Origin of the sequence: Bradyrhizobium diazoefficiens (genome assembly GCF_016616235.1) — a bacterium.
Classification (GTDB): Bacteria; Pseudomonadota; Alphaproteobacteria; order Rhizobiales; family Xanthobacteraceae; genus Bradyrhizobium; species Bradyrhizobium diazoefficiens_H.
The window spans coordinates 6,961,707-6,979,536 of record NZ_CP067100.1; the positions used below are offsets into that span (position 1 = coordinate 6,961,707).

The 17,830-nt window shown below is 56.8% G+C and carries 17 protein-coding genes and 1 pseudogene; 8 read left to right on the forward strand and 10 right to left on the reverse strand.

Going from position 1 to position 17,830, the window contains the following annotated elements; translation table 11 throughout:
- Nucleotides 1-50 precede the first annotated feature (50 nt).
- The 5 genes from JJB99_RS32770 to JJB99_RS32790 all read left to right on the forward strand — a co-directional run bounded on the left by JJB99_RS32770 (nt 51) and on the right by JJB99_RS32790 (nt 4,924).
- The gene (locus JJB99_RS32770; RefSeq protein WP_200496246.1) at nt 51-731 is read left to right on the forward strand and encodes a hypothetical protein; all 681 of its coding nucleotides are present in this window, start codon (nt 51-53) and stop codon (nt 729-731) included.
- Nucleotides 724-1,461: an RES family NAD+ phosphorylase gene (locus JJB99_RS32775; RefSeq protein ID WP_246775085.1), complete on the forward strand. Its 738-nt coding sequence runs from the start codon at nt 724-726 to the stop codon at nt 1,459-1,461. The genes JJB99_RS32770 and JJB99_RS32775 overlap by 8 nt, the downstream gene beginning before the upstream one ends.
- 106 nt (nt 1,462-1,567) lie before the next feature.
- Complete coding sequence (locus JJB99_RS32780; RefSeq protein ID WP_200496247.1) at nt 1,568-3,085, forward strand: DUF2235 domain-containing protein; 1,518 nt, start codon at nt 1,568-1,570, stop codon at nt 3,083-3,085.
- A 170-nt stretch (nt 3,086-3,255) separates the two neighbouring features.
- A complete protein-coding gene (locus JJB99_RS32785) occupies nt 3,256-3,849 on the forward strand; it encodes an SGNH/GDSL hydrolase family protein (protein WP_200496248.1) in 594 nt (197 codons plus the stop codon).
- Nucleotides 3,850-3,892: 43 nt separating this feature from the next.
- The gene (locus JJB99_RS32790) at nt 3,893-4,924 is read left to right on the forward strand and encodes a S1/P1 nuclease (RefSeq protein WP_200496249.1); all 1,032 of its coding nucleotides are present in this window, start codon (nt 3,893-3,895) and stop codon (nt 4,922-4,924) included.
- A gap of 159 nt (nt 4,925-5,083) precedes the next feature.
- Here the strand turns inward: JJB99_RS32790 and JJB99_RS32795 are convergent, their stop codons facing one another.
- The 3 genes from JJB99_RS32795 to JJB99_RS32805 all read right to left on the reverse strand — a co-directional run bounded on the left by JJB99_RS32795 (nt 5,084) and on the right by JJB99_RS32805 (nt 6,292).
- Entirely contained in the window at nt 5,084-5,383 is a 300-nt protein-coding gene (locus tag JJB99_RS32795; protein WP_200496250.1) for a hypothetical protein, read from the reverse strand.
- Nucleotides 5,384-5,393: 10 nt separating this feature from the next.
- Complete coding sequence (locus JJB99_RS32800; protein ID WP_200496251.1) at nt 5,394-5,672, reverse strand: hypothetical protein; 279 nt, start codon at nt 5,670-5,672, stop codon at nt 5,394-5,396.
- A gap of 68 nt (nt 5,673-5,740) precedes the next feature.
- Nucleotides 5,741-6,292, reverse strand: coding sequence for a phospholipase D-like domain-containing protein (locus JJB99_RS32805; RefSeq protein ID WP_200496252.1), 552 nt, complete (start codon nt 6,290-6,292; stop codon nt 5,741-5,743).
- A gap of 1,354 nt (nt 6,293-7,646) precedes the next feature.
- Here JJB99_RS32805 and JJB99_RS32810 point away from each other — a divergent pair.
- A pseudogene (locus tag JJB99_RS32810) lies at nt 7,647-8,215 on the forward strand (Ku protein); the annotation flags it as partial.
- 65 nt (nt 8,216-8,280) lie between these two features.
- Here the strand turns inward: JJB99_RS32810 and JJB99_RS32815 are convergent.
- The 4 genes from JJB99_RS32815 to JJB99_RS32830 form a co-directional block, all read right to left on the reverse strand.
- On the reverse strand, nt 8,281-8,610 hold the full coding sequence (locus tag JJB99_RS32815; protein WP_200496253.1) for a hypothetical protein: 330 nt from the start codon (nt 8,608-8,610) through the stop codon (nt 8,281-8,283).
- A gap of 32 nt (nt 8,611-8,642) precedes the next feature.
- Nucleotides 8,643-9,530, reverse strand: a complete 888-nt coding sequence (locus JJB99_RS32820; protein ID WP_200496254.1) for a hypothetical protein — start codon at nt 9,528-9,530, stop codon at nt 8,643-8,645.
- Between the two features lie 72 nt (nt 9,531-9,602).
- Nucleotides 9,603-9,782, reverse strand: a complete 180-nt coding sequence (locus JJB99_RS32825; RefSeq protein ID WP_200500465.1) for a hypothetical protein — start codon at nt 9,780-9,782, stop codon at nt 9,603-9,605.
- A gap of 161 nt (nt 9,783-9,943) precedes the next feature.
- Entirely contained in the window at nt 9,944-11,692 is a 1,749-nt protein-coding gene (locus tag JJB99_RS32830; RefSeq protein WP_246775086.1) for a caspase family protein, read from the reverse strand.
- A 628-nt stretch (nt 11,693-12,320) separates the two neighbouring features.
- Between JJB99_RS32830 and JJB99_RS32835 the strand changes: the two genes are divergently transcribed.
- Together JJB99_RS32835 and JJB99_RS32840 are read left to right on the forward strand one after the other, a co-directional pair.
- Nucleotides 12,321-13,040 carry a hypothetical protein gene (locus JJB99_RS32835; protein WP_200496256.1) on the forward strand — a complete coding sequence of 240 codons (720 nt, stop codon included), beginning with the start codon at nt 12,321-12,323 and terminating at the stop codon, nt 13,038-13,040.
- Nucleotides 13,041-13,105: 65 nt separating this feature from the next.
- Nucleotides 13,106-13,720: a hypothetical protein gene (locus tag JJB99_RS32840; RefSeq protein WP_200496257.1), complete on the forward strand. Its 615-nt coding sequence runs from the start codon at nt 13,106-13,108 to the stop codon at nt 13,718-13,720.
- 410 nt (nt 13,721-14,130) lie between these two features.
- Here the strand turns inward: JJB99_RS32840 and JJB99_RS32845 are convergent, their stop codons facing one another.
- From JJB99_RS32845 to JJB99_RS32855, 3 genes are all read right to left on the reverse strand, one after another.
- Nucleotides 14,131-15,765, reverse strand: coding sequence for a hypothetical protein (locus JJB99_RS32845; RefSeq protein WP_200496258.1), 1,635 nt, complete (start codon nt 15,763-15,765; stop codon nt 14,131-14,133).
- Between the two features lie 46 nt (nt 15,766-15,811).
- Nucleotides 15,812-16,654, reverse strand: coding sequence for a hypothetical protein (locus JJB99_RS32850; protein WP_200496259.1), 843 nt, complete (start codon nt 16,652-16,654; stop codon nt 15,812-15,814).
- Between the two features lie 525 nt (nt 16,655-17,179).
- Entirely contained in the window at nt 17,180-17,767 is a 588-nt protein-coding gene (locus JJB99_RS32855) for a hypothetical protein (RefSeq protein ID WP_200496260.1), read from the reverse strand.
- Between the last annotated feature and the right edge of the window lie 63 nt (nt 17,768-17,830).

Genomic DNA, 17,830 nt, shown 5'->3' on the forward strand with positions numbered 1-17,830 from the left:
TATTTCGGTTATCGTGCTATATTGATAACCGAGATAACCGGAATGAAGCCATGACGACCGCAGAAAATGCTCTTGAGCGCTCGGGTGTCGGAACCATTACCGGAACTCCCGATGAGGTACGAAAAAAGCTGGCCCACCTGCCAGTGGACCAAGTCGTTGCTTTGACGTTGCAGCATGGCAACCACGCGCTCGCTCACGTGCTCTTGGATACGGTTGCTGGGCTTACCGCGCTCATTCCTAGCATTATTGAGCGCCGCCACGAGGCAAAGTACCGGTCGATTATTGAGGCTCTGGTGCCAGACATTCCTCCGCCCCGGCACAAGCTGATTGAAGCTCGGATGACAGCGGAAGCCCGCAAGAGCGTGATCGAGACCGGCGAGTGGATGACGGCGGCACAAATCGCCGAGATCGCTGGCTTTAGCACCACCAACCCGAGCGCGCAGCCGAACAAGTGGAAGCGAGAGGGACAGATCTTCGCCATACATCATCGTGGCACGGACTATTTTCCAGGCTACGCCCTCGACGCTTCGACCGACTATCGACCAAGCAAGGGCCTGGCACGGGCGCTGAAGGTCTTCCGCGGAAAGAAGGACGATTGGGGACTCGCCTATTGGTTTGCGTCGGTCAACAGCTTCCTTGGCGGCAAGCGGCCGCAGGATTTGCTGATTAGCGAGCCCGATCGCGTTGTCGCAGCGGCTGAGGACGAGGTAGCCGGCGTGCTCCATGGCTAAGAAGAAGTCCGGTATACGCCGCCCGGCTGCCCGGACGAAGGCCACCAGGGCTGGGCCAACCCCGCCTTCCCCATCCCCACTCTCGGTCGTGCCGGCTCCGCCCGCCGGTCTTGCCAATCTGGTGAACATGACGACCTGGCCGAAAGGCCAGGTCATTCATCGGATCCACCCAAAAGCCCATGGCAGCAGCCAATTCAATCCAGGCCCACATGGCAATGCCCGGTTCAGTCCGATCAAAGCTTCAAGCGGCGCAAACATCCCTACTCTTTATGGCGGCACGGCCTTCGATTGCGCCGCTATGGAAACCGTCTTTCATGACGTGCCTTTTCTCGCTGGACTAAAGACCTTCGATAAGCAAAAGCTGGCCGGCCACGTTTATTCACAGGTGACGCCGAAAAGAGACCTCAAACTCGTCGACCTCAGCGTGACGGCCCTCAAGAGACTTGGGCTTCCACGCAGTCAGCTCGTCGATACCGAAAAGAACGAGTATCCGAACACCCGCAAATGGGCCGAAGCAATTCACGCTGCTTGCTCCCATGCCGAGGGACTTTGCTGGGTGTCTCGCCAGGATGATCGTGCTCTGGCGATCGTGATCTTCGGCGATCGCGTCGCCGCGGCGGATCTATCGCCCGTGGGCGCTCCGCTGGATCTGCTGACCATCGACGCCTTGTACGCAGACCTCGTCATTCTCGCGGACAGGATCGGCGTCAAGCTTGTCGACGGCAAGTAGCGAGGCAACCGTCCCGGGCTTCAAGAGTAAGGCAGGTCACACTTCGACTTACGCAATCTGTGATATAACTAGGGTATTGGCGCACTTTTTTGGGGGGTTGCGTGCAATGCCGAAAAATATTCTCATTTTCTCCGACGGCACCGGACAGGCCGGCGGCATCAATTTCGACGAAGCCCGAACCAACGTCTACAAGCTCTACCGGGCTTGTCGTGTCGGTCCCGACACCAAGGTCGAGCCTTCGGAGCAGGTCGCCTTCTATGATCCTGGTCTCGGCTCGGCATCAGACGGCGGTCATTTCAAGATCGGCTGGATGCGATGGCTCTACAACCTGGCCAGCATGGCAACGGGTCTCGGCATCACCCGCAACATCGTTGACTGCTATGCCGCGATCATCAGCCTGTATGAGCCCGGCGATCGCATCTATCTGATCGGGTTCAGTCGCGGTGCCTACACGGTGCGTTCCGTCGCCGGCGTTTTGACCTATTGCGGCATCCCGCAGCATATGCCGGACGGTTCACCGCTGAGACGCGATGCGAAGAGCCTACAAAAGCTGGCCGAGCATGCCGTCAAGGACGTGTATCAGTTCTGCCCCTCCTATCGCCGGAAGGACACCAAGGGCTACCGCCAGTTCCTGCTCGATACACGTGACCTCATCGCAGCCAAATTCAGGCGCGAACATGGGAGTTCGCGGACCGTCGGCGAGACCGAGCAGGCCAACCTGTTTCCCTACTTCATCGGCGTCTTCGATACGGTTGCGGCCCTCGGTCACAAATATCTCGGCCCCGCGCTCGTGGCGCTTGGCATCGCCGTCCTGGTGGGGCTGCATTGGGGAGGCCGTGCGCTCGAGCCGTACTTCCCTTGGGCCGGATGGGCCGCTCGGATCCTGAGCTACCTCGGCGTCGCGGCCGCGCTGATCGGCTTTCTGATGAACTATCTCAAGATGGCGCCGCCGTTGCCGGGCTACAGCTTAGCCAGGCGCCTGCTGACGCTTCACCTGGCGCCACCGAAGCACAAATTCTACGACACCACTTTGAACCCGAATGTCGGCTACGCCAAACATGCGATCTCGATCGACGAGAACCGTGCGGATTTCAAGCGAGTGCCCTGGTCGCCGACGGCGGAGAAACAAGATCGGCGCGATGCCCAAGGCAATCTGTTCTTTGAACAAGTGTGGTTTCCGGGCGTACACGCCGATGTCGGCGGGGGCTATCTGGAAAACGAAGCCAGGCTCTCCGACGTGGCTCTGAACTGGATGCTCGCGGGCGCCTCGCTGATTCCAGACGGGCTCAAGCATGACGGCGGGGTCCTCCGTCTTTTCCCAAATCCTGCCGGCCAACAACACAACGAGCAGGCCGGTGGATTCTTGAAGGCTGGCGTGCGTCAGCTTCCCGTGGATCCAAACACCGGTGCGTCAAGCTCGCCAATACACAAATCTGTCTATCGGCGGTTCGAGGTCGGCCCGGTGCTGCTGTTCGACCGCATGGCGGCGTACCTTCCCGACAACATGCGGGTACACGTGGACTTCAGGCATTACTTCGATCAAAGCGCCCCGCAGCCGCCGAAATGCATCGCCGATGACATCGAGTTCAAATGGGAAAAGGCCAACCATGTCGGTCGCCTCTAGCGTAATGGCCCCGTCACATTTCAACGCCAAATTCCATCGAAACTCTCTCGCGTAGGTGAACCTCATGCCCGAAGTCGATCAGGCCGCCATTCCGGCCCAACCGATGCGGTTTCAGCACCACATGCGGTGGGCTGTCGGGACGCCTGGCCGGCGTCGGAGCGATCAAGATCGTGGCGATCGGCTCGTCCACCACGGCTGGTGAAGGCGACATCGTGCCCTATCCGCAACGTCTCGAGCGAGCACTGCGAGCAAGCTTCCCGGCGAGAAACTTCGATGTTCTCAACCGCGGCGTCGGCGGTCAAGAAGCTCCGGATGAGTTACGAAGGATTCAGGGCGACGTACTCGGCGAGAAACCATCGGTCGTGGTCTGGCAAGTTGGTACCAACGCGGTTTGGAAGAACCAGGATCTGGACGCCACCGCCGCCGCGATCCAACGCGGTCTCGCGATGTTCGCAAATGAATTGATGGACGTCGTGCTGATGGATCTTCAGTACGTGCCGGCGGTGCTCACTCCGACAACGGAGGAGCGAGCGCACCGAATGGTCGCATTGATTGAGACGGCAGCCAGCCGGGCCGGCTTCCCGGTCAACGTGTTTCACCGCTTCGCATTGATGAAGCAGTGGCATCAGACAGAACGGACCTCCTTTGACCGGATGGTCGATCCCACCGATCCCGACCGCCTCCACCACAGTGACTGGAGCGCCCGCCGGATGGCAGAGGCGCTCGCCAACACGATCGCGATCGCCGCGACCGCAGGCTCATGAATCGAACGAAGTGTCGAACTTTTCCCACGAGAGGATCCCGATCATGGCTAGAATTGCCGCCACCATTGTTGTGCTCTTGAGCCTGTTCTTGGCAAAGCCTGCATCCGCTTGGGGACCCGACGGACACCGCTTGGTCGGGTCGATTGCTGACCAGTTACTGACCCCGAATGCCAAGCAGCAGGTGAAGACCTTGCTGGGCGTCGACCTACGGGGAGCGGGGCCATGGCTCGATTGCGTGAAGAGCGTGCACAGGCAAAACGACGGCAGCCTCAGCTATGTCGTGGATCCGCAGTACGAACCTCCCTGCACCCCATTCGCAAACGACCGCAACGCCATGGTCGATTATGCCCGCCGAAACTGGATCGATTGCGTCTATCCGGAAGGCGCGAGCGCGACCGCCAATCTCGGCTGTCACAATACGTACCACTTCGATGATGTGGCCGTTCAGCGCGACAAATTCGATCGAAACTATGCAGGTACCAATGATCATGATCTGGTCGCGGCTACCGACGCCGCGATCTGCGTGCTGCTTGGCCGGCCGGCTCCGCCCCCCTTCGACATCAAAGACAAAAAGGAGGCTCTGTTCATACTCGCTCATCTCGTGGGCGACATGGCACAGCCGCTTCATGTCGCTGCGCCCTACCTCGATCCCAACGGAAGCCTGGTCGATCCGGACGTCACGCACACCATCGACCCGTCGACCGAAACTGCGGGCGGCAACTGGATCCACGATAAAGCCATCACTGTCGGAAGCGACGCGTTCCATCATGCCTGGGACGACACCCCATCCGATCTGGGAGATACCGCCCCGCTGGTCTTGGTGAACGTCGCAAAGGCCGTTCCGGCCGATATGGATCGCATCGAGAACTGGTCGGCAATTTGGGCCACGGACACGATCGCGGTGGCAAAGCAGGCGATGTCGAACGTGACCTACACGAAGATAGGTCCCAGGAAGTGGACGATCTCCTTCTCGGATCGAGTCGCCTACCTTCAGTCGGCGGATGCTATCAAGCGACAGCAGCTTGCCAAGGCGGGAGCCCGTCTCGCCGAAATCGTGAACCACATTTGGCCCTAGCCAGAAACACACTTTCGCGGGAACGATCCGTCAATCTTCGTACTCGGTAGCCGCGGGCGGCTCTTTGGGCGACGGCTCGGGCGTCGTTGTAGTCTGCTTCTTGATCCGCATCGCCAGGATAGTCGCATAAAGATCACGCGGCGAGGCCTTGTCGAGGTCCTACAGATCACGATAGTTGGCCAAGAAATCCAGGATGCTCGGCCTCAGTGGCCGCGTGTCTGTCGGTGCTCGCGTTTTGAGCTTCCGGTCGAGGTCGAGCTTGGTGAGCTCGATTGCGTGCTTACGCCATTCGACCTCTCGATCTTGTCTGTCGCGCGCACGTACGACAAATTTGGTGATCACCCCTGTAAGGACGGCAACGATCACGGCAGCGGTCGCACCTACGACGGCTGTTACGACTGTCAACGTAGCCGGCTGAAGCTTGGACAGCTCTTGAAAAAGCTCTTGAAGCGCGCTCATGGAGAGGATCTCAGGCTGACATGGCTCCGCCCGCCTGACCTTCCGTTCTGCCGACAATGAATTTCCGTTCCAGGACCTTCCCGGTCGAATCCTTGGCGATCACGACCAATTCTGCCCCGCCCACGCCCTGCGGCATCCGCATCTCTTCGTGACACGGTGGGTCGGGACAATCGCTGTCGTGCACCACCTTCCCGCTCAGCCGGACGGTAATGCGGGTCACGCCAATGCCACCCAGGATCGTAAACCGGAAATTCCTGCCTTCGACAGGCGGCTTTGCATCCAATTCCATTCGTGAAACCATTCGCTAGTGAAGGGATAGCGTACCCCACTTAGCGCCGCAGTGCTTTATTGACGCTACTATGGACACCATATTGCCAAGTGCTTCTTGCGCGAAGCGGATAGATAGGGGCCCTGCCACGCGGGATCGTCCGACAAGTGCGACCACGGTACCTTACCCTGATCGAACTGCCGTTTGACGTAGGCACGCCAGGAATAGTGCTCATATGTTGCAAGACAGGCGACGCTGTACGCCTCCGCCAGAGATCGATTGCCGTGCACCACGACAAAATTGTCGTCGTTCTGCTCGCTGGCGGAGCCGGAAAAGTTGTGGGATCCGGTGACGACCTTGCAGTCGTCTGAAAAGGGGTCGATCACAATCATTTTTGAGTGCGTAATCGCATGACCGACGCCAGGGTTCTGGTTGGGAAACAGAAACTGATTGCGCGTCACCTCACCAATCCAGTCCGAAAAGGATTTCACGACGCCTTCGGGCTGCACCAGAGCCGTCTCAAATTCATGGGACTCGGTATCGACGCCTCTCAGCGAGAATTTTTCGCGGTTATCTGAATTCCACTGACCGTGTTCGAAACTGCAACCGGCATTGCGATCTCTCCTTCCCTCGATGGCCATTTGACCGCGTCAGGCCCTGCTCAGGAAGCTGGTCGACACCTTCATCGGCTCGTCGGCCAGCGCAAACATCAAGTTCTGCAGCGCTATGCCAGAATGGAGCCGCAGCACATCCCCGATCGATGATGATCATGCGCCCGCGCAACGGGCTGATGGCCCTCGTCGGTCACCCTATGAACCACTGCTTTGCCCGACGTTACAAGTAAATATTTCGGTATTTCGAAACTCAGAGTTGACGTAACGCGCAGCGGCCTTGGTGGATATATCGCTCCCAAAAGCGCAACCCCTTCGACGGCGATTCCTAAATATCTCCATGCAGTGGACCTGCATCCCTATTCACAACGAAACGGAGACATTTATGGCCGATGCGCCAACACGCTGGAGCCTTCCAGCATCAAGAAGTTCAAAATCCACAAACATCGAAGAGAGTCTTATCGGCAACTATCCATCTCACCTTCGGGGGATGGCCACCAATCGTTATGGTGGCAATAAGCTGCAACATGAGTGCGGCTTACGAGGCGTGACGTACGGAGCGGCGGGACCAGCTCGCGTCTACAAAGAGCAACGGAAGCAATACGAGAACGGCCTCCGTGAAAATGGAGAACTCTCGTGATCTGCAGCAGTTCAATGCCTCCGGAACAGAGCCGCAAGATCAAGTCCCGATCGCTTTGGGATGAGCCGGGAAACTCACCCTCTCCACCGCTGACCGCACAGCCCGCCCCGCCAGATCGCCGCAAGTCGTATCGCCAACGCTATCCCGACTCGTTACCTACCGACGTTCTCGAATGGCTGCAGCTCAACAAGCCTCAGAGTTATAAGGAACTGATGGATTTGCGGCGAGCCCTGTACGCTCGACGTACGACCGGAAAGTACCGGATCCGACTTGGTGGCCTGACGTCACTCGGTGAGCAAAAGATCCGCCTGACCGGGCCAGCCAGTGCTGTTCTCATTCTCAGCGACAAGGCTCTCCGACGATGAGTTCCACAGTTTGAAGCAGAAGATCGTAACATCCGCTGAGAGTTCGCAGCTCTCTGGCAATGCTGTCGGAAAAGCGTCGAGCCCTGGAGGCTCCACGTTTGGGCTCATCATAGCCGGCCTAATCGGACTAATTGTAGTGGATCATGTCAGCGGTCCAATTCTCCCCGATGAGCTTTACTGCGCAATGGGGGCCGGATCTTCATTCATCGAGGCGGGTCGGACGGAAGCGAATTCGTGGAGCGCCAACAATGGATGCGACGCCTACAGACCAGAGTGTGCAACTAGCTGGGTACACCATCCATCAGCAAAGCGCTGCGTACATGGTACACTGTGGGAAGCAATTCAGTCAAAATTGAAAACCCTCTAAGCCAACTCCGGCCAGGAGACGATCCGCGAGATGGATAAGGTCGCCATAGGCCGGGTGGTGTTGACCAACCGCGAGCACATCATTGCGCTTGAACCACTCGACAAGGGCCTCGTCGGCACTCTCCTGCGCTACCCATACGAAGTCCGCTCCGAGGAGGAGTATTTCGACGAGATCCGAGACGCCAAAGTCACGAAGGACATGCTCGATCTCGCCAAGCACATCGTCAACCAGAAATCCGGAAGCTTCGAGCCCGAGAAGTTCGAGGACCACTACGAGGACTGCGCTGATCGACCTCATCAACAGCAAGCGGCCGGAAAGCCGATCACTCCCAAGGAGCGGCCCGCCGCCGGCAACTTCGTCAACCTGATGGAAGCGCTGCGCCGAAGCGTCGGCCAGGAGCAAACCGGCAAGACATCGAAGTCAAAGAAGCCGAAGAAGGCCTCCGGCAGAAGGAGATGCCGTTACCGATCGTTGGCAAAAAGCCGGCCAAGGAAGGGACGGCAAGGAAGTCAACGGCGACGGCTCAAAGAGAAATCAGCGTAGGTGACAACCTCATTTTTAACGTCCGCTGTCTAGGCTGAAGCAGCATCGAAGCCGAGCACGGATGGCAGCCCTCATTTACGGCTGCACGCATAGGGACAATGCGTCATTTGTCAGCGAAGCTGAGCCCTGCCAACTCAATCACGAAGCCAATGGGTGCAAAGACGACGGCCGCCCAGAACAGAAGTATGTTCGACGCTTCTCTGCCGGGCTCACCGCCTGCGATGCTGCGAAACTGATTTATCGCATAGATACACAGCATAAGAATCACCACTACTAGCAAGATCTTCATCAACGCGCGGAACTCGTCGACCAGAATCCCAATCGCGCTTCCCGCTATTGCGGCAACTGTTCCAACCAGCACCAATGAAGATTCCATTCCAGGCGGGGCCGGCAAATATGCAGTTACGCCGCTCACCAGGGCAGCGATAGCCATGAATCCAGCTTTCTTGGCTGATCGCCCTTTCATCACTTTCTATCCGTCAACGAATCTAAATTGATACCGGTTAGGCCAAGTGGCTTTCCGTCAGGAGCGATCAAAATCAACGGTGTAATGCCAGACGGCGCGATTGAGACGTTTTCAAACCTAAGCGAATGCTGGCCATTTGCCTGAACAAGAATAACATCCTGCTTAGGATCCGCTCCAATCGCTTTGGTTTCTTCTCTCAGCACAACCTTCTCTAAGGGAATAGGACCTTTAAAGCTGAGATCACTCCTCTTCAAATTGGCATAGAATGTCTCTTGTGTAATTCCTATTGTTTGCGGTCCGAGCCCTACTCGGGTTTCTCCGGGGCCGGATGTAATATCCACCTGAAGCAACTTGTCAGCGGAATTGTATCTGAAGAGAAGTCGGGCGAATGCGGCAATGATTTTCCCCGTTTCGCTTTTATAAGTTCTTCTCAGCTCGCCGCCTGTGACGGATGATTTTGGTTCTTTTTTCGCTGCCACCTGAACGTAGGCTTGCGCTGACTTTACCCCGTCATTGCTAACTCTGATGGGAGCATTCCTGTCTAGTTTGAAATCTTCAAGGCTGCTCGCGTAGTCGTATTGGCAAGCTATGCCCCCAAAGTCCAACGGACCATCGAAAGGTATTACGAAAAGTGGTTTTGGCCAATCTAAGGAGAGTCTCTTGCTGTGTAGGTTCCGTATGTAATGCCAGGCGCGAGCTTCTGATCCCCAGCGGTCAACATCTGATCCCCACTCGAATTTGCTTTCAGTCGTTGGTGGCGTGATATCCTTCACGCTTGTCGGCGGCCCCTTGTCGAATTCAACGAGAGAGCACTCTTCGGCGAACGCGCTCACAACGTTACAAGCCAACGACAGAATAGCAGCAAAGCCGGCTACAGCGCTTCTCATCTTAGCCCTCCAACATCGTTGATATTCAGGGCGTGCGCGGCTTCTTTATGCAATGCCCGCGCGAAGGCATTGTCAACCGAATTTTGCAGTCTTGTCTTTCCACCGACCAAGCGGGCGGGCAACCGGATCAGCTCGATCCTGCATCCAGCCGTGCTCCTCGCATTCTCGGATGGCTCCGGCTTCGTGCAGCACGGAAAATGCCCACCCGCGCAGGGTCCGGATCGCCTGCTGCCGTTCCTTGACCATCAGCATCGAGATCGCTCCTGCCCGAGACGAATCCGTTAGGATCGTCTCTCGTTCCGAGCTGCTAACACAGAGCAGGGATTCTAAAATGCTGAGTCTGGAGCTTTCCACCTGTTCCGCTGCTGATCTAGGGAGGGTGCTGAGGCCGCCACCGCTTTGCGGCCACCAACTCAGGTCCCGCTCAGATTTACGATCTGTACTCGACGATTTTCATCAGCTCGCGGGTTCTTTCTGTTTCTGGGATAGTCTTGCCCAAATCCGCACGCGATCAGGTTGGCCGGACTGAGCTTGTTCTCTTCAAGTAGAAAACGCTTTACTGCCTCAGCACGACGTTGTGACAGCTCTTGGTTATACGCCGTTGCTCCCGAAGCGTCGGCATGCCCGCCGATAAGCAATGAGGCACGTTGAAGCTTTTCGCTGCTGAGCACGCGTCCGAGCGCCCGAAGTACAGGAAGAGCTTTCGCCGAGATAGCCGCGGAGTTGTATTCAAAAGGAATCTCGAGCTCAAGGCTCGGCCTGCGGTCGGCCAGCTTAGCGAGTCGCTTACGCTCAGTCGGCAGGAGCGAGCTGGCCGGTCGCACCTTTATGGTCGCAATGAAGACGGCATCTGCGCCCTGTTCCGAATTAGCCCTGTTCTCAATTGTCGCATCAAGCTGGCCAGCGAGCTTCTGTTCTAGTACTTCAAGTCTGCGTTGCGCCTCAGCCAAATGAAGGCTGTTTGGCCATCGCTTGATGAATTCTTCGAGCGAGCTTGCTTCGAAAACAAGTCGTTGCTGGTCCCTCATATTTTTGAACAACGTTCCTGCTTCAATCTGGTTCAACGTTCGCCAGGCGAGCTCTTCTCCAACGTCGGGCAAAGGATTCTTCTCTATCGCGGAGCTCAATTCCGCCATCCGGACCGCTGCTTCCTTCTCGTGACGACTGTTTGGGTATTTTTTTCTGAATGCTTCCAATCCCTGCTGTTCCGCTTGCAGTCGCTGGGGCGGAGTCCACTCCGGAAATAGCTTTCCGGATCTCACTTCCTGAATGTTTTGCCAAGCTGCCTCATCTTGCGTCGTATCCGGTGTAGGGGGATCGCTGGCAATCAATTCCTTGAGGGCACGAACCCGCTGCAGCGCTACCGGAATCAGCTTGCTGTCGGGATATTCGCGGACGAACTGCTCCACTGCCTTGAGTTCTAGACCGTGCTTGATGCGCGCTGGAGCGGCTTCGTTGAACTCCTGAGATGCCGCGGCTTGCGTTATGATCTGCCACCGCTGTTCGTCCTGTAATGGTGCCGTCGCTGGCGGTTTTAGATAGACCAACTGCTTGGAAAGGGTGCCATAGACGAAAGGTTGTTGCTTTCGCGCCGTCGATTGCATCACCTCGTCACGCACTACTCTGAACAGCTGCGTGATCTCCAGTCCAGGCGTTTCAATGTGACGAACGAGCGCATCCGAGAACGGACTGTTGCGACCGGAGCCGTCAAGTGCCGTAGTACCATCCTTCGCCGCGTAGATCACCATTACGTTGTCGCCTGGCTCTACGCGAACGAATCCGGGCTCTACGGCACGAGTTCGGTTGGTTCGCTCCATGCGCACCAGGAAGGGGTTATTGCGGCAAGCATCCAAGATGACCAGACCGAGCGCCCTTGAACTGCTAACCGCCAACATAGCGGTCTTCATATTGATGGCTTGGGTTTCTGCGTCCGTATCGGACTGCAACTCGGCATCGATCGGTATCAACCAATTCTCGCCGCCAACTTCCATGCCATGCCCGGAATAGAACAAGATCGCGTAGTCTGCTGCTCGCGCTCGTCTGGTAAAGTCACCGACGGCACGTCTCATCGCGTCATAGTTTGCATCCAACGCAGTTGACACGGAAAACCCGAGTCGCTTCAGAGAACCCTCGACGTCTGCTGCGTCGTTGGCCGGATTCATAAGACGAGGCGCTTTCAAATACTTCGCGTTTCCGATGACAAGCGCGACTCTCGTTTCCGCGCTTGCGACGGACGACGAGAATATTAGTAACAGACCCACCATAAAGAGAGACGCTCGACGCATGCCGGTCCTCCCAACACTGGACTTTCACTGACCAAATTCGGACATACAGCAGACAAGAATAGAAGCTCATTGCCCGACGGCGTCAGAGGCCCATTGAGTCCTATTGAGCAATTATTGGTCGATCTACGGGAGGACCTGGTTCAGGTACGCGGTGATCCAGCCCTCAAGGATCGCTCAGTTCGATCGTCGTAGTCGCAATGCAGCATGCACTTACATCCATTCGTCGACTGTCCAACTGGCAATGTCCCGGGGCGTGCTACGTCGTCGCCTCCTCGGAATTCCTTGGTCTGGTCAACGGAAGCCAATCTGATGAGCGCCCCCGCTTCTTCCTGGCTCGAATATCACCGACACGACAAAAAATAGGACGCCGCAATTGCGGCGCCCCCTCATGCACTCACGCACCGTCGTTCCAACCTTCATCATACGCTTGGCGCTCTCTCCTCTGTCGCTCGGACAACAATAGAAGAGTTATGAAATCGTCGTGCGGAGGCCTGTAGGGACGACCGTGTTCGCGATCATACCGCCCGCGTCTGTACCACTTGCCCATGCTCAAGCTCCTTTGTTGGGCCGAGAGCGTTTTGCTCCCAAGTACGGTATGGTTAACAAATGGCTTTCGGCGGACGCCGGCGGCGTGGATCAGCCCAAGAATATTTTTTTAAATAGCGTCCGAAAAGCTAACATTGGTGGCCCTATACTAGGGAACGGAGCTTTGCCCGAGTATCGATCACTAGATCAGGTAGCTACGGCGCTAAAGAGCCTTACTCCCAAAGAGAAGGCCCACTTGCAGCGGGAGGCAGCTTGGCAGCAATCGCTCGCGCCTTGGGGCTACGAGGAGAGAAAAGACCTATTGCAAGAGGCCTTTCGGCGCGTGCTCGACGGAACGCGCGGGTGGCCCGTTGATGTCGAGGCGATGACTTTTTTCTGCGGGAACAAGGGTCTTATTCGCGATATTGCTCGGAAGTTGCGCGATAAACAGGGGCCAAAGCCAAAAAGGGGACCGAAAGGTGAGGATGATCTGCAGACTGACGAGTCCGAAGCAGGATTCGATGAATGTCAGGATTTCGTGGTCGGGGTGCTAAGACTGTTCGAGGATGACCCCGTTGCGAAGGAGATCGTCAGAGGAATGATGGGCTTTGAACCTCAACTAAAGGTCACCGAGGAAGAACACGAAAGCAAACGCAAGAAGATCAAACGTCGCCTCGAGAAATATTGGAATCAGCGATGAGTCAGAGCCCGAAACAGGATTTTGATCCTCGTACTCACCTGATTGAGGCTCTGTGCGAGAGCCCGATGGATGAGGACGAGGTTTATCCGCGCGCGCGCACGTACGACAGACTTTTGGATGAAGTTCTTGAAGAGAGGCGCCGCGCGAGCCGATCCGGCAACCTCTGCACAGCTCTCGTGGGTGTCGTGACGGCGATCGGCGCCTCTTTTGCGTACCACCGACTGACGTTGATTACAGGAGTTGCTTCGCTTTTTGCAGGTGTCGTTTTGACGGGCGGATTAATGGCGTGGCTTCCAGAGCATCCGGGCCAGACCACAACGCGGACGGCTTCGACTGTCGCTCCTGAGACAACCGGCAGCATCAGGGACTCTACCAGCTCTGCCCCGCGTGCTCTTGCTCCCGGGAGGACCTTTTCGAGTTCGTCACTGTCCTTGGACAATAGGATCATGATTGCTTTAGCTACCGACGTGAGCGAGGCGCGCGCGAGAGCTACTTATGAAGTGATGCAGGCCAGGTTTCCGGATGTTCTGACGACCCGAGAGCCCGTAATTGAAGAGGTAGAAGCAGATCAGGCTTATAGAATTGAAATCGGTCCCTTTGCTACCGTCAAAGACGCATTTGAACTCTGCCGAGCATTGCGCAGAGAAATGAGCGAGTGTGTCATATTGAAAGATCAGTAACCGTCCAACCAGCCGCAATGTGGTGTTTGAATGATCCTGCGTATGTTCGAGTCTGGTCCATCGGCGACATTGGAGGCGAGGGCGCCAAAGAGACCAGCCGATGCGGAGCAGACATGCGTCCTGAGCCGCCCATAGGGCGCCGTCAAACATAAACGCTGGTTTATCTTTTACGCGGCCGTGCAACGGGAATGAGTTTCCCCTTTTTGTCCGTTCTTCTTGCTCGGGCACCAATTCAAGCCCGGATGTCACTTCCCTGGTCCAGGCTACGCCGGCTTCAAACAATTTCTGTTTCGTAGGATGTTCTCGGCGAGGCCGTCGGACGGCTGACGGTACCTGGGGGAATCACAATCCACGAGAATGGCCACCATTTTTTTTCATTGCTAGCGTGAGCCGGTCGTGCACATCGGCGGTCAATCCAGTCCAAGATCTGTATCCACGAATTGCGTGGTAGAGCCCGGCACTATGGCTACGATCCTCGGCAGCCGCCGATCATCGCCATGAATGAATTGACGCCATATTTCAGTCTGCCCTCCAGGCGCAGGGTTGCTCGGGATGGCATGAATATCCGGCTTCCAGCGCGGAACTCCGGCGGCTCGAATTTCAATCGGGCTTCCAAACTCGGTTCGCCGAGGAAAAGTGTTGTCGACCCGAAAGGCGAACGCGTAACATACGTGGTCCGCCTTGGCCCATTCGCTCGCGCTGTCCGGCGGCCCATTAGACCAGGCGTGAATGACCGCCGTATTGCCCGGCCGCTCGGGTGGTATCATTTTTAGAATCTGCTGCAGGCCGTCGTGCCAACCCTCGACAATCTGGATGTCGTCGAACCAGGTTGTTGCATTCGCCTGTCCAGGCTTCTGACTGGAAAGAAAGGTGTCTACAGCCGAAGCTGCCGCGGCACAGGCGTGGGAGTAGTCGCCAGCAGGGCTGTCTACGTGGAGCTTTGCGCTGTCAAATTGAAAGTCGGCTCCTCCTAAGTCAATTTGCGTGGCCCCATCAAGGACTTGAAAGAAGTTGAAGTTGCCAGGGATACTCTTAACGTAGTCATTTTTGATGATAATCTGGCCAATCCGCCGAAGGACCCGCCACATTGCGAGAGTTTCGAGAGCCGCCCCCCAACCTGAGGGACCTAAGGAACTGAGACTGAAGGGCGGAAATGAGCTCGGAGGGGGAATTGAAACAGTCGTGTCCCACGGCAGGGGCATTACGAGCGGGGGGCGGAGCAGTTGGCGATATGTTGTAGCAATGCATTTGGCTGGTCCGCTATAGACGTCCGTGCTGTCGAAATCACCCCACCACGGCCCATTCACAAAGGTATCGGTAGGAAGCAGAGTCGAAGGGAGCCTCCCCCTTTGGTCGCCTATAAGACTCTTCAGCCCTTCAATCCCAGCGGCCCAGGCCTCCACGTGAACCTGAAAGGCTTTATCCGCCGCTGCATCTTGACATTTGCCGAAGGCGTCGTCAGGCGCGTAGAAGGCAGCGCATGCGGCATGCAATCGTATCTGCAGCTTCGATGCCGCGATAAGCGCTGTCATAGTGGCCATGAGAACGGACAAGATCGCGTCCTCGTCGCGGGTTGCCACGGAGCTCGACGGATTCACGTAATTGTCGGTCGAGAACGAGACCAAGTTGTTAAGAAGGCTGCCCGATAGAAATGAATGCGCCGTTTCGAGCTCCTCAAGGATGCCAGTCACGCCATGCGCCGGATCCCCTTCGATTAACGTGATGTCGGCCTGCACGATCGGGGCTGTCGTTTGGCCAGCGATCTTGAGCTGATACCACTGGAAGAAGGCGACCACATCACCCTCCGCCTTCTCGATGTTGAGCTGGCGCATATAACCTTCCAGCTCCTCGACCGCTTCGGAGATCATCGTGCGGATGGCATCCACGATCTTTTCGAAAGGGTCGGAGCCACTGCCGCCGAACAAATCCAAGACGCCGAATAGTCCGCCGAGGCCGGCCGCTGCGATCGGGCCATAGGGTGCCGGAGCCGCGAAAGCGAGATTGATGGACAGGCTCTCAAGGACCTTGTTGATTCCCGCGGCCATCTCGCTCTCCGAAGGCGCTCGCTAACCGATTTTGATGAGAGCCAGCTTACGCATTCGCGACGAACCATTGGGTGAGCGCGAGCGACATCAGCTCCGCGCCAATGGCCCGGGTGTAGGGACGGTTCTCGGGCAAATAGACGATCGTCGGCAAGATGCGGTAGGCGGCGCCTAACCCGTCGGACTCGATTTTTTTCACCAGGGTGACGACCGCAGCGAGCTTGTCGCCCGGCGATTTCCACGTCCATGGCGCGACGGGGATGGAATTTGCGATATCAAGCGTGAGCTGCATGAACATTAACTGCTCTTGGAATGACCGCGGTCGATAGGTCTCGAAGAAATTGGCGAGATTGTCCCAGAATGACTGCTCCGAGTCCTTCAACCAGGCTTTCGCCAGCGCGGCGGCGTCGGTCTCGGGGTTGGCGGCTGCTGCGGCAGCTCTCGCCTTGGGACCGCTGACGTGGTCCTTGATACTGAAGATGATGGATAAGACGGCGCTGATTCCGCTCGCGATCGCACACGTGGCCAAGACGTACTTCAAAGTGATATTTTCCGCCGCTGCTGGTCGTCCCTGGACCGCTCGCACCTGCTGCTGCAGTTCCCCGATCTGCTCGCGTAGGTCTCGCATGTGCTCCCGCTGTTGTGGATCGGCCTCGTTGACTTCGATGTGCACGAAAGCGTTGTTGATCATCACCCCTTCGCGCGGCATCCGTGGCGGATCGAAATTGGGGTCATTGGCATACTGCTGAACAACGTGGTCGGCAGCTGCCCTCAACGCCAGGCGCTGCTCGCGGGCTGGCGCGTCAAGATGCGCGTCGATTTCATGGTCCAGTTCTTCCTCCGACTCCGAGTGTTCGTCCTCGGGATCGTCTATGATCTCAACGTCAGCCATAATGGACTCCCGGATGCACACGATCAGGCCACCGAACCGCATCGCGGCGTCGCCACCTCGGAGCATAAACATGCGATCAGCACAATGCTACCGAAAATTTCGAACGTTCTCTTCCACTACTTGCGTTCAGGGCGTTCATCCAAATGTCGCTTCGCTCATCGGGCTACGTCGGCTGAGGCAGGCCTCCTCAACGCGATAACATGCATGTGACGAACGGCGACGCAAATAATCCGCTCGCTGGACAACCGAAACGCTCCTCACTCTGGGAAATACATCCGATTACATCGGTCAAGGTCTGCAAGAAGGCGACGGTCAGTCAATGTGATCCGGATCGCCCCTCCGATTGGTGCGAGTTTTGATTCGAGCGACAGCAATTAGCGCCTTGCCCGCAGACCTTTTCGCTGCCGAAGTACCGTCGCCGTATTTCAGCCCGCGAACCCACGTTTGACCTCAGACTGAAGGACCGGCGACCAACATCGGTGCCGCCGAGATATGGGGAGCGGCCGAGCGACATGCCCCTGCGGCTTATCGCTTTGTGGCGGGGTCATCGATTTGTATTCCCCGGCCTTCCTTGAGGTTGACGAACCGCTGGCCCATCTCGGTGACCTTCAGCTTGCCGACCAAATTTTCCCCCGGAACAAGATCAGAGATTTGAAAATGCTCTAGATATCCATGATCTCGCAAATAGCGAAGATCATGGATGGACGGTTCGTCGTCGACATATCTGTACTCCGCGTACTTGCCGTGCGCGTCCAGAGCTCCCAAGTGCAGGTACTTAAGCTTGTCGTAGATGTGAAATGCCATCGAATATAGGATCAAATCGTCAAGCATGCGCCTTTGTTCATCGAGTTTCCTTTCGATTTGCTCTACTTTTACGCCTGCGATTTGAAAGGATTTGATGTTGGCACGCACGAGAGCCTGTCCGACGGCATCAGCGACTACTTCAAGCGCTTTCAAGCTCCATGGCAGAGCAGCCATTGCCAACAAGCTGATGCCATATCCATCGATTTTCATACCGCGCATCTGGAGGACAAACAGGATCACGCAAATCACGCTGAATAGCGTTGCTAGCGGCCGCGTTGTGACTTCTCGAAGAAAGGGACTAGCGCCCATGCATCTTCTCCTGTGCGCGTGATTATGGCGGCATCGTCGCCTCGACCAGCAAGTCCGCCTCAC

Coding starts and splice junctions, on each gene's coding strand:
- JJB99_RS32770 (WP_200496246.1), top strand. CDS start 51: ATGACGACCGCAGAAAATGCTCTTGAGCGCTCGGGTGTCGGAACCATT.
- JJB99_RS32795 (WP_200496250.1), bottom strand. CDS start 5,383: ATGAGCGCGCTTCAAGAGCTTTTTCAAGAGCTGTCCAAGCTTCAGCCG.
- JJB99_RS32780 (WP_200496247.1), top strand. CDS start 1,568: ATGCCGAAAAATATTCTCATTTTCTCCGACGGCACCGGACAGGCCGGC.
- JJB99_RS32840 (WP_200496257.1), top strand. CDS start 13,106: ATGGATGAGGACGAGGTTTATCCGCGCGCGCGCACGTACGACAGACTT.
- JJB99_RS32815 (WP_200496253.1), bottom strand. CDS start 8,610: ATGGCTATCGCTGCCCTGGTGAGCGGCGTAACTGCATATTTGCCGGCC.
- JJB99_RS32790 (WP_200496249.1), top strand. CDS start 3,893: ATGGCTAGAATTGCCGCCACCATTGTTGTGCTCTTGAGCCTGTTCTTG.
- JJB99_RS32855 (WP_200496260.1), bottom strand. CDS start 17,767: ATGGGCGCTAGTCCCTTTCTTCGAGAAGTCACAACGCGGCCGCTAGCA.
- JJB99_RS32850 (WP_200496259.1), bottom strand. CDS start 16,654: ATGGCTGACGTTGAGATCATAGACGATCCCGAGGACGAACACTCGGAG.
- JJB99_RS32800 (WP_200496251.1), bottom strand. CDS start 5,672: ATGGAATTGGATGCAAAGCCGCCTGTCGAAGGCAGGAATTTCCGGTTT.
- JJB99_RS32775 (WP_246775085.1), top strand. CDS start 724: ATGGCTAAGAAGAAGTCCGGTATACGCCGCCCGGCTGCCCGGACGAAG.
- JJB99_RS32825 (WP_200500465.1), bottom strand. CDS start 9,782: ATGCTGATGGTCAAGGAACGGCAGCAGGCGATCCGGACCCTGCGCGGG.
- JJB99_RS32845 (WP_200496258.1), bottom strand. CDS start 15,765: ATGGCCGCGGGAATCAACAAGGTCCTTGAGAGCCTGTCCATCAATCTC.
- JJB99_RS32820 (WP_200496254.1), bottom strand. CDS start 9,530: ATGAGAAGCGCTGTAGCCGGCTTTGCTGCTATTCTGTCGTTGGCTTGT.
- JJB99_RS32830 (WP_246775086.1), bottom strand. CDS start 11,692: ATGAATCCGGCCAACGACGCAGCAGACGTCGAGGGTTCTCTGAAGCGA.
- JJB99_RS32805 (WP_200496252.1), bottom strand. CDS start 6,292: ATGGCCATCGAGGGAAGGAGAGATCGCAATGCCGGTTGCAGTTTCGAA.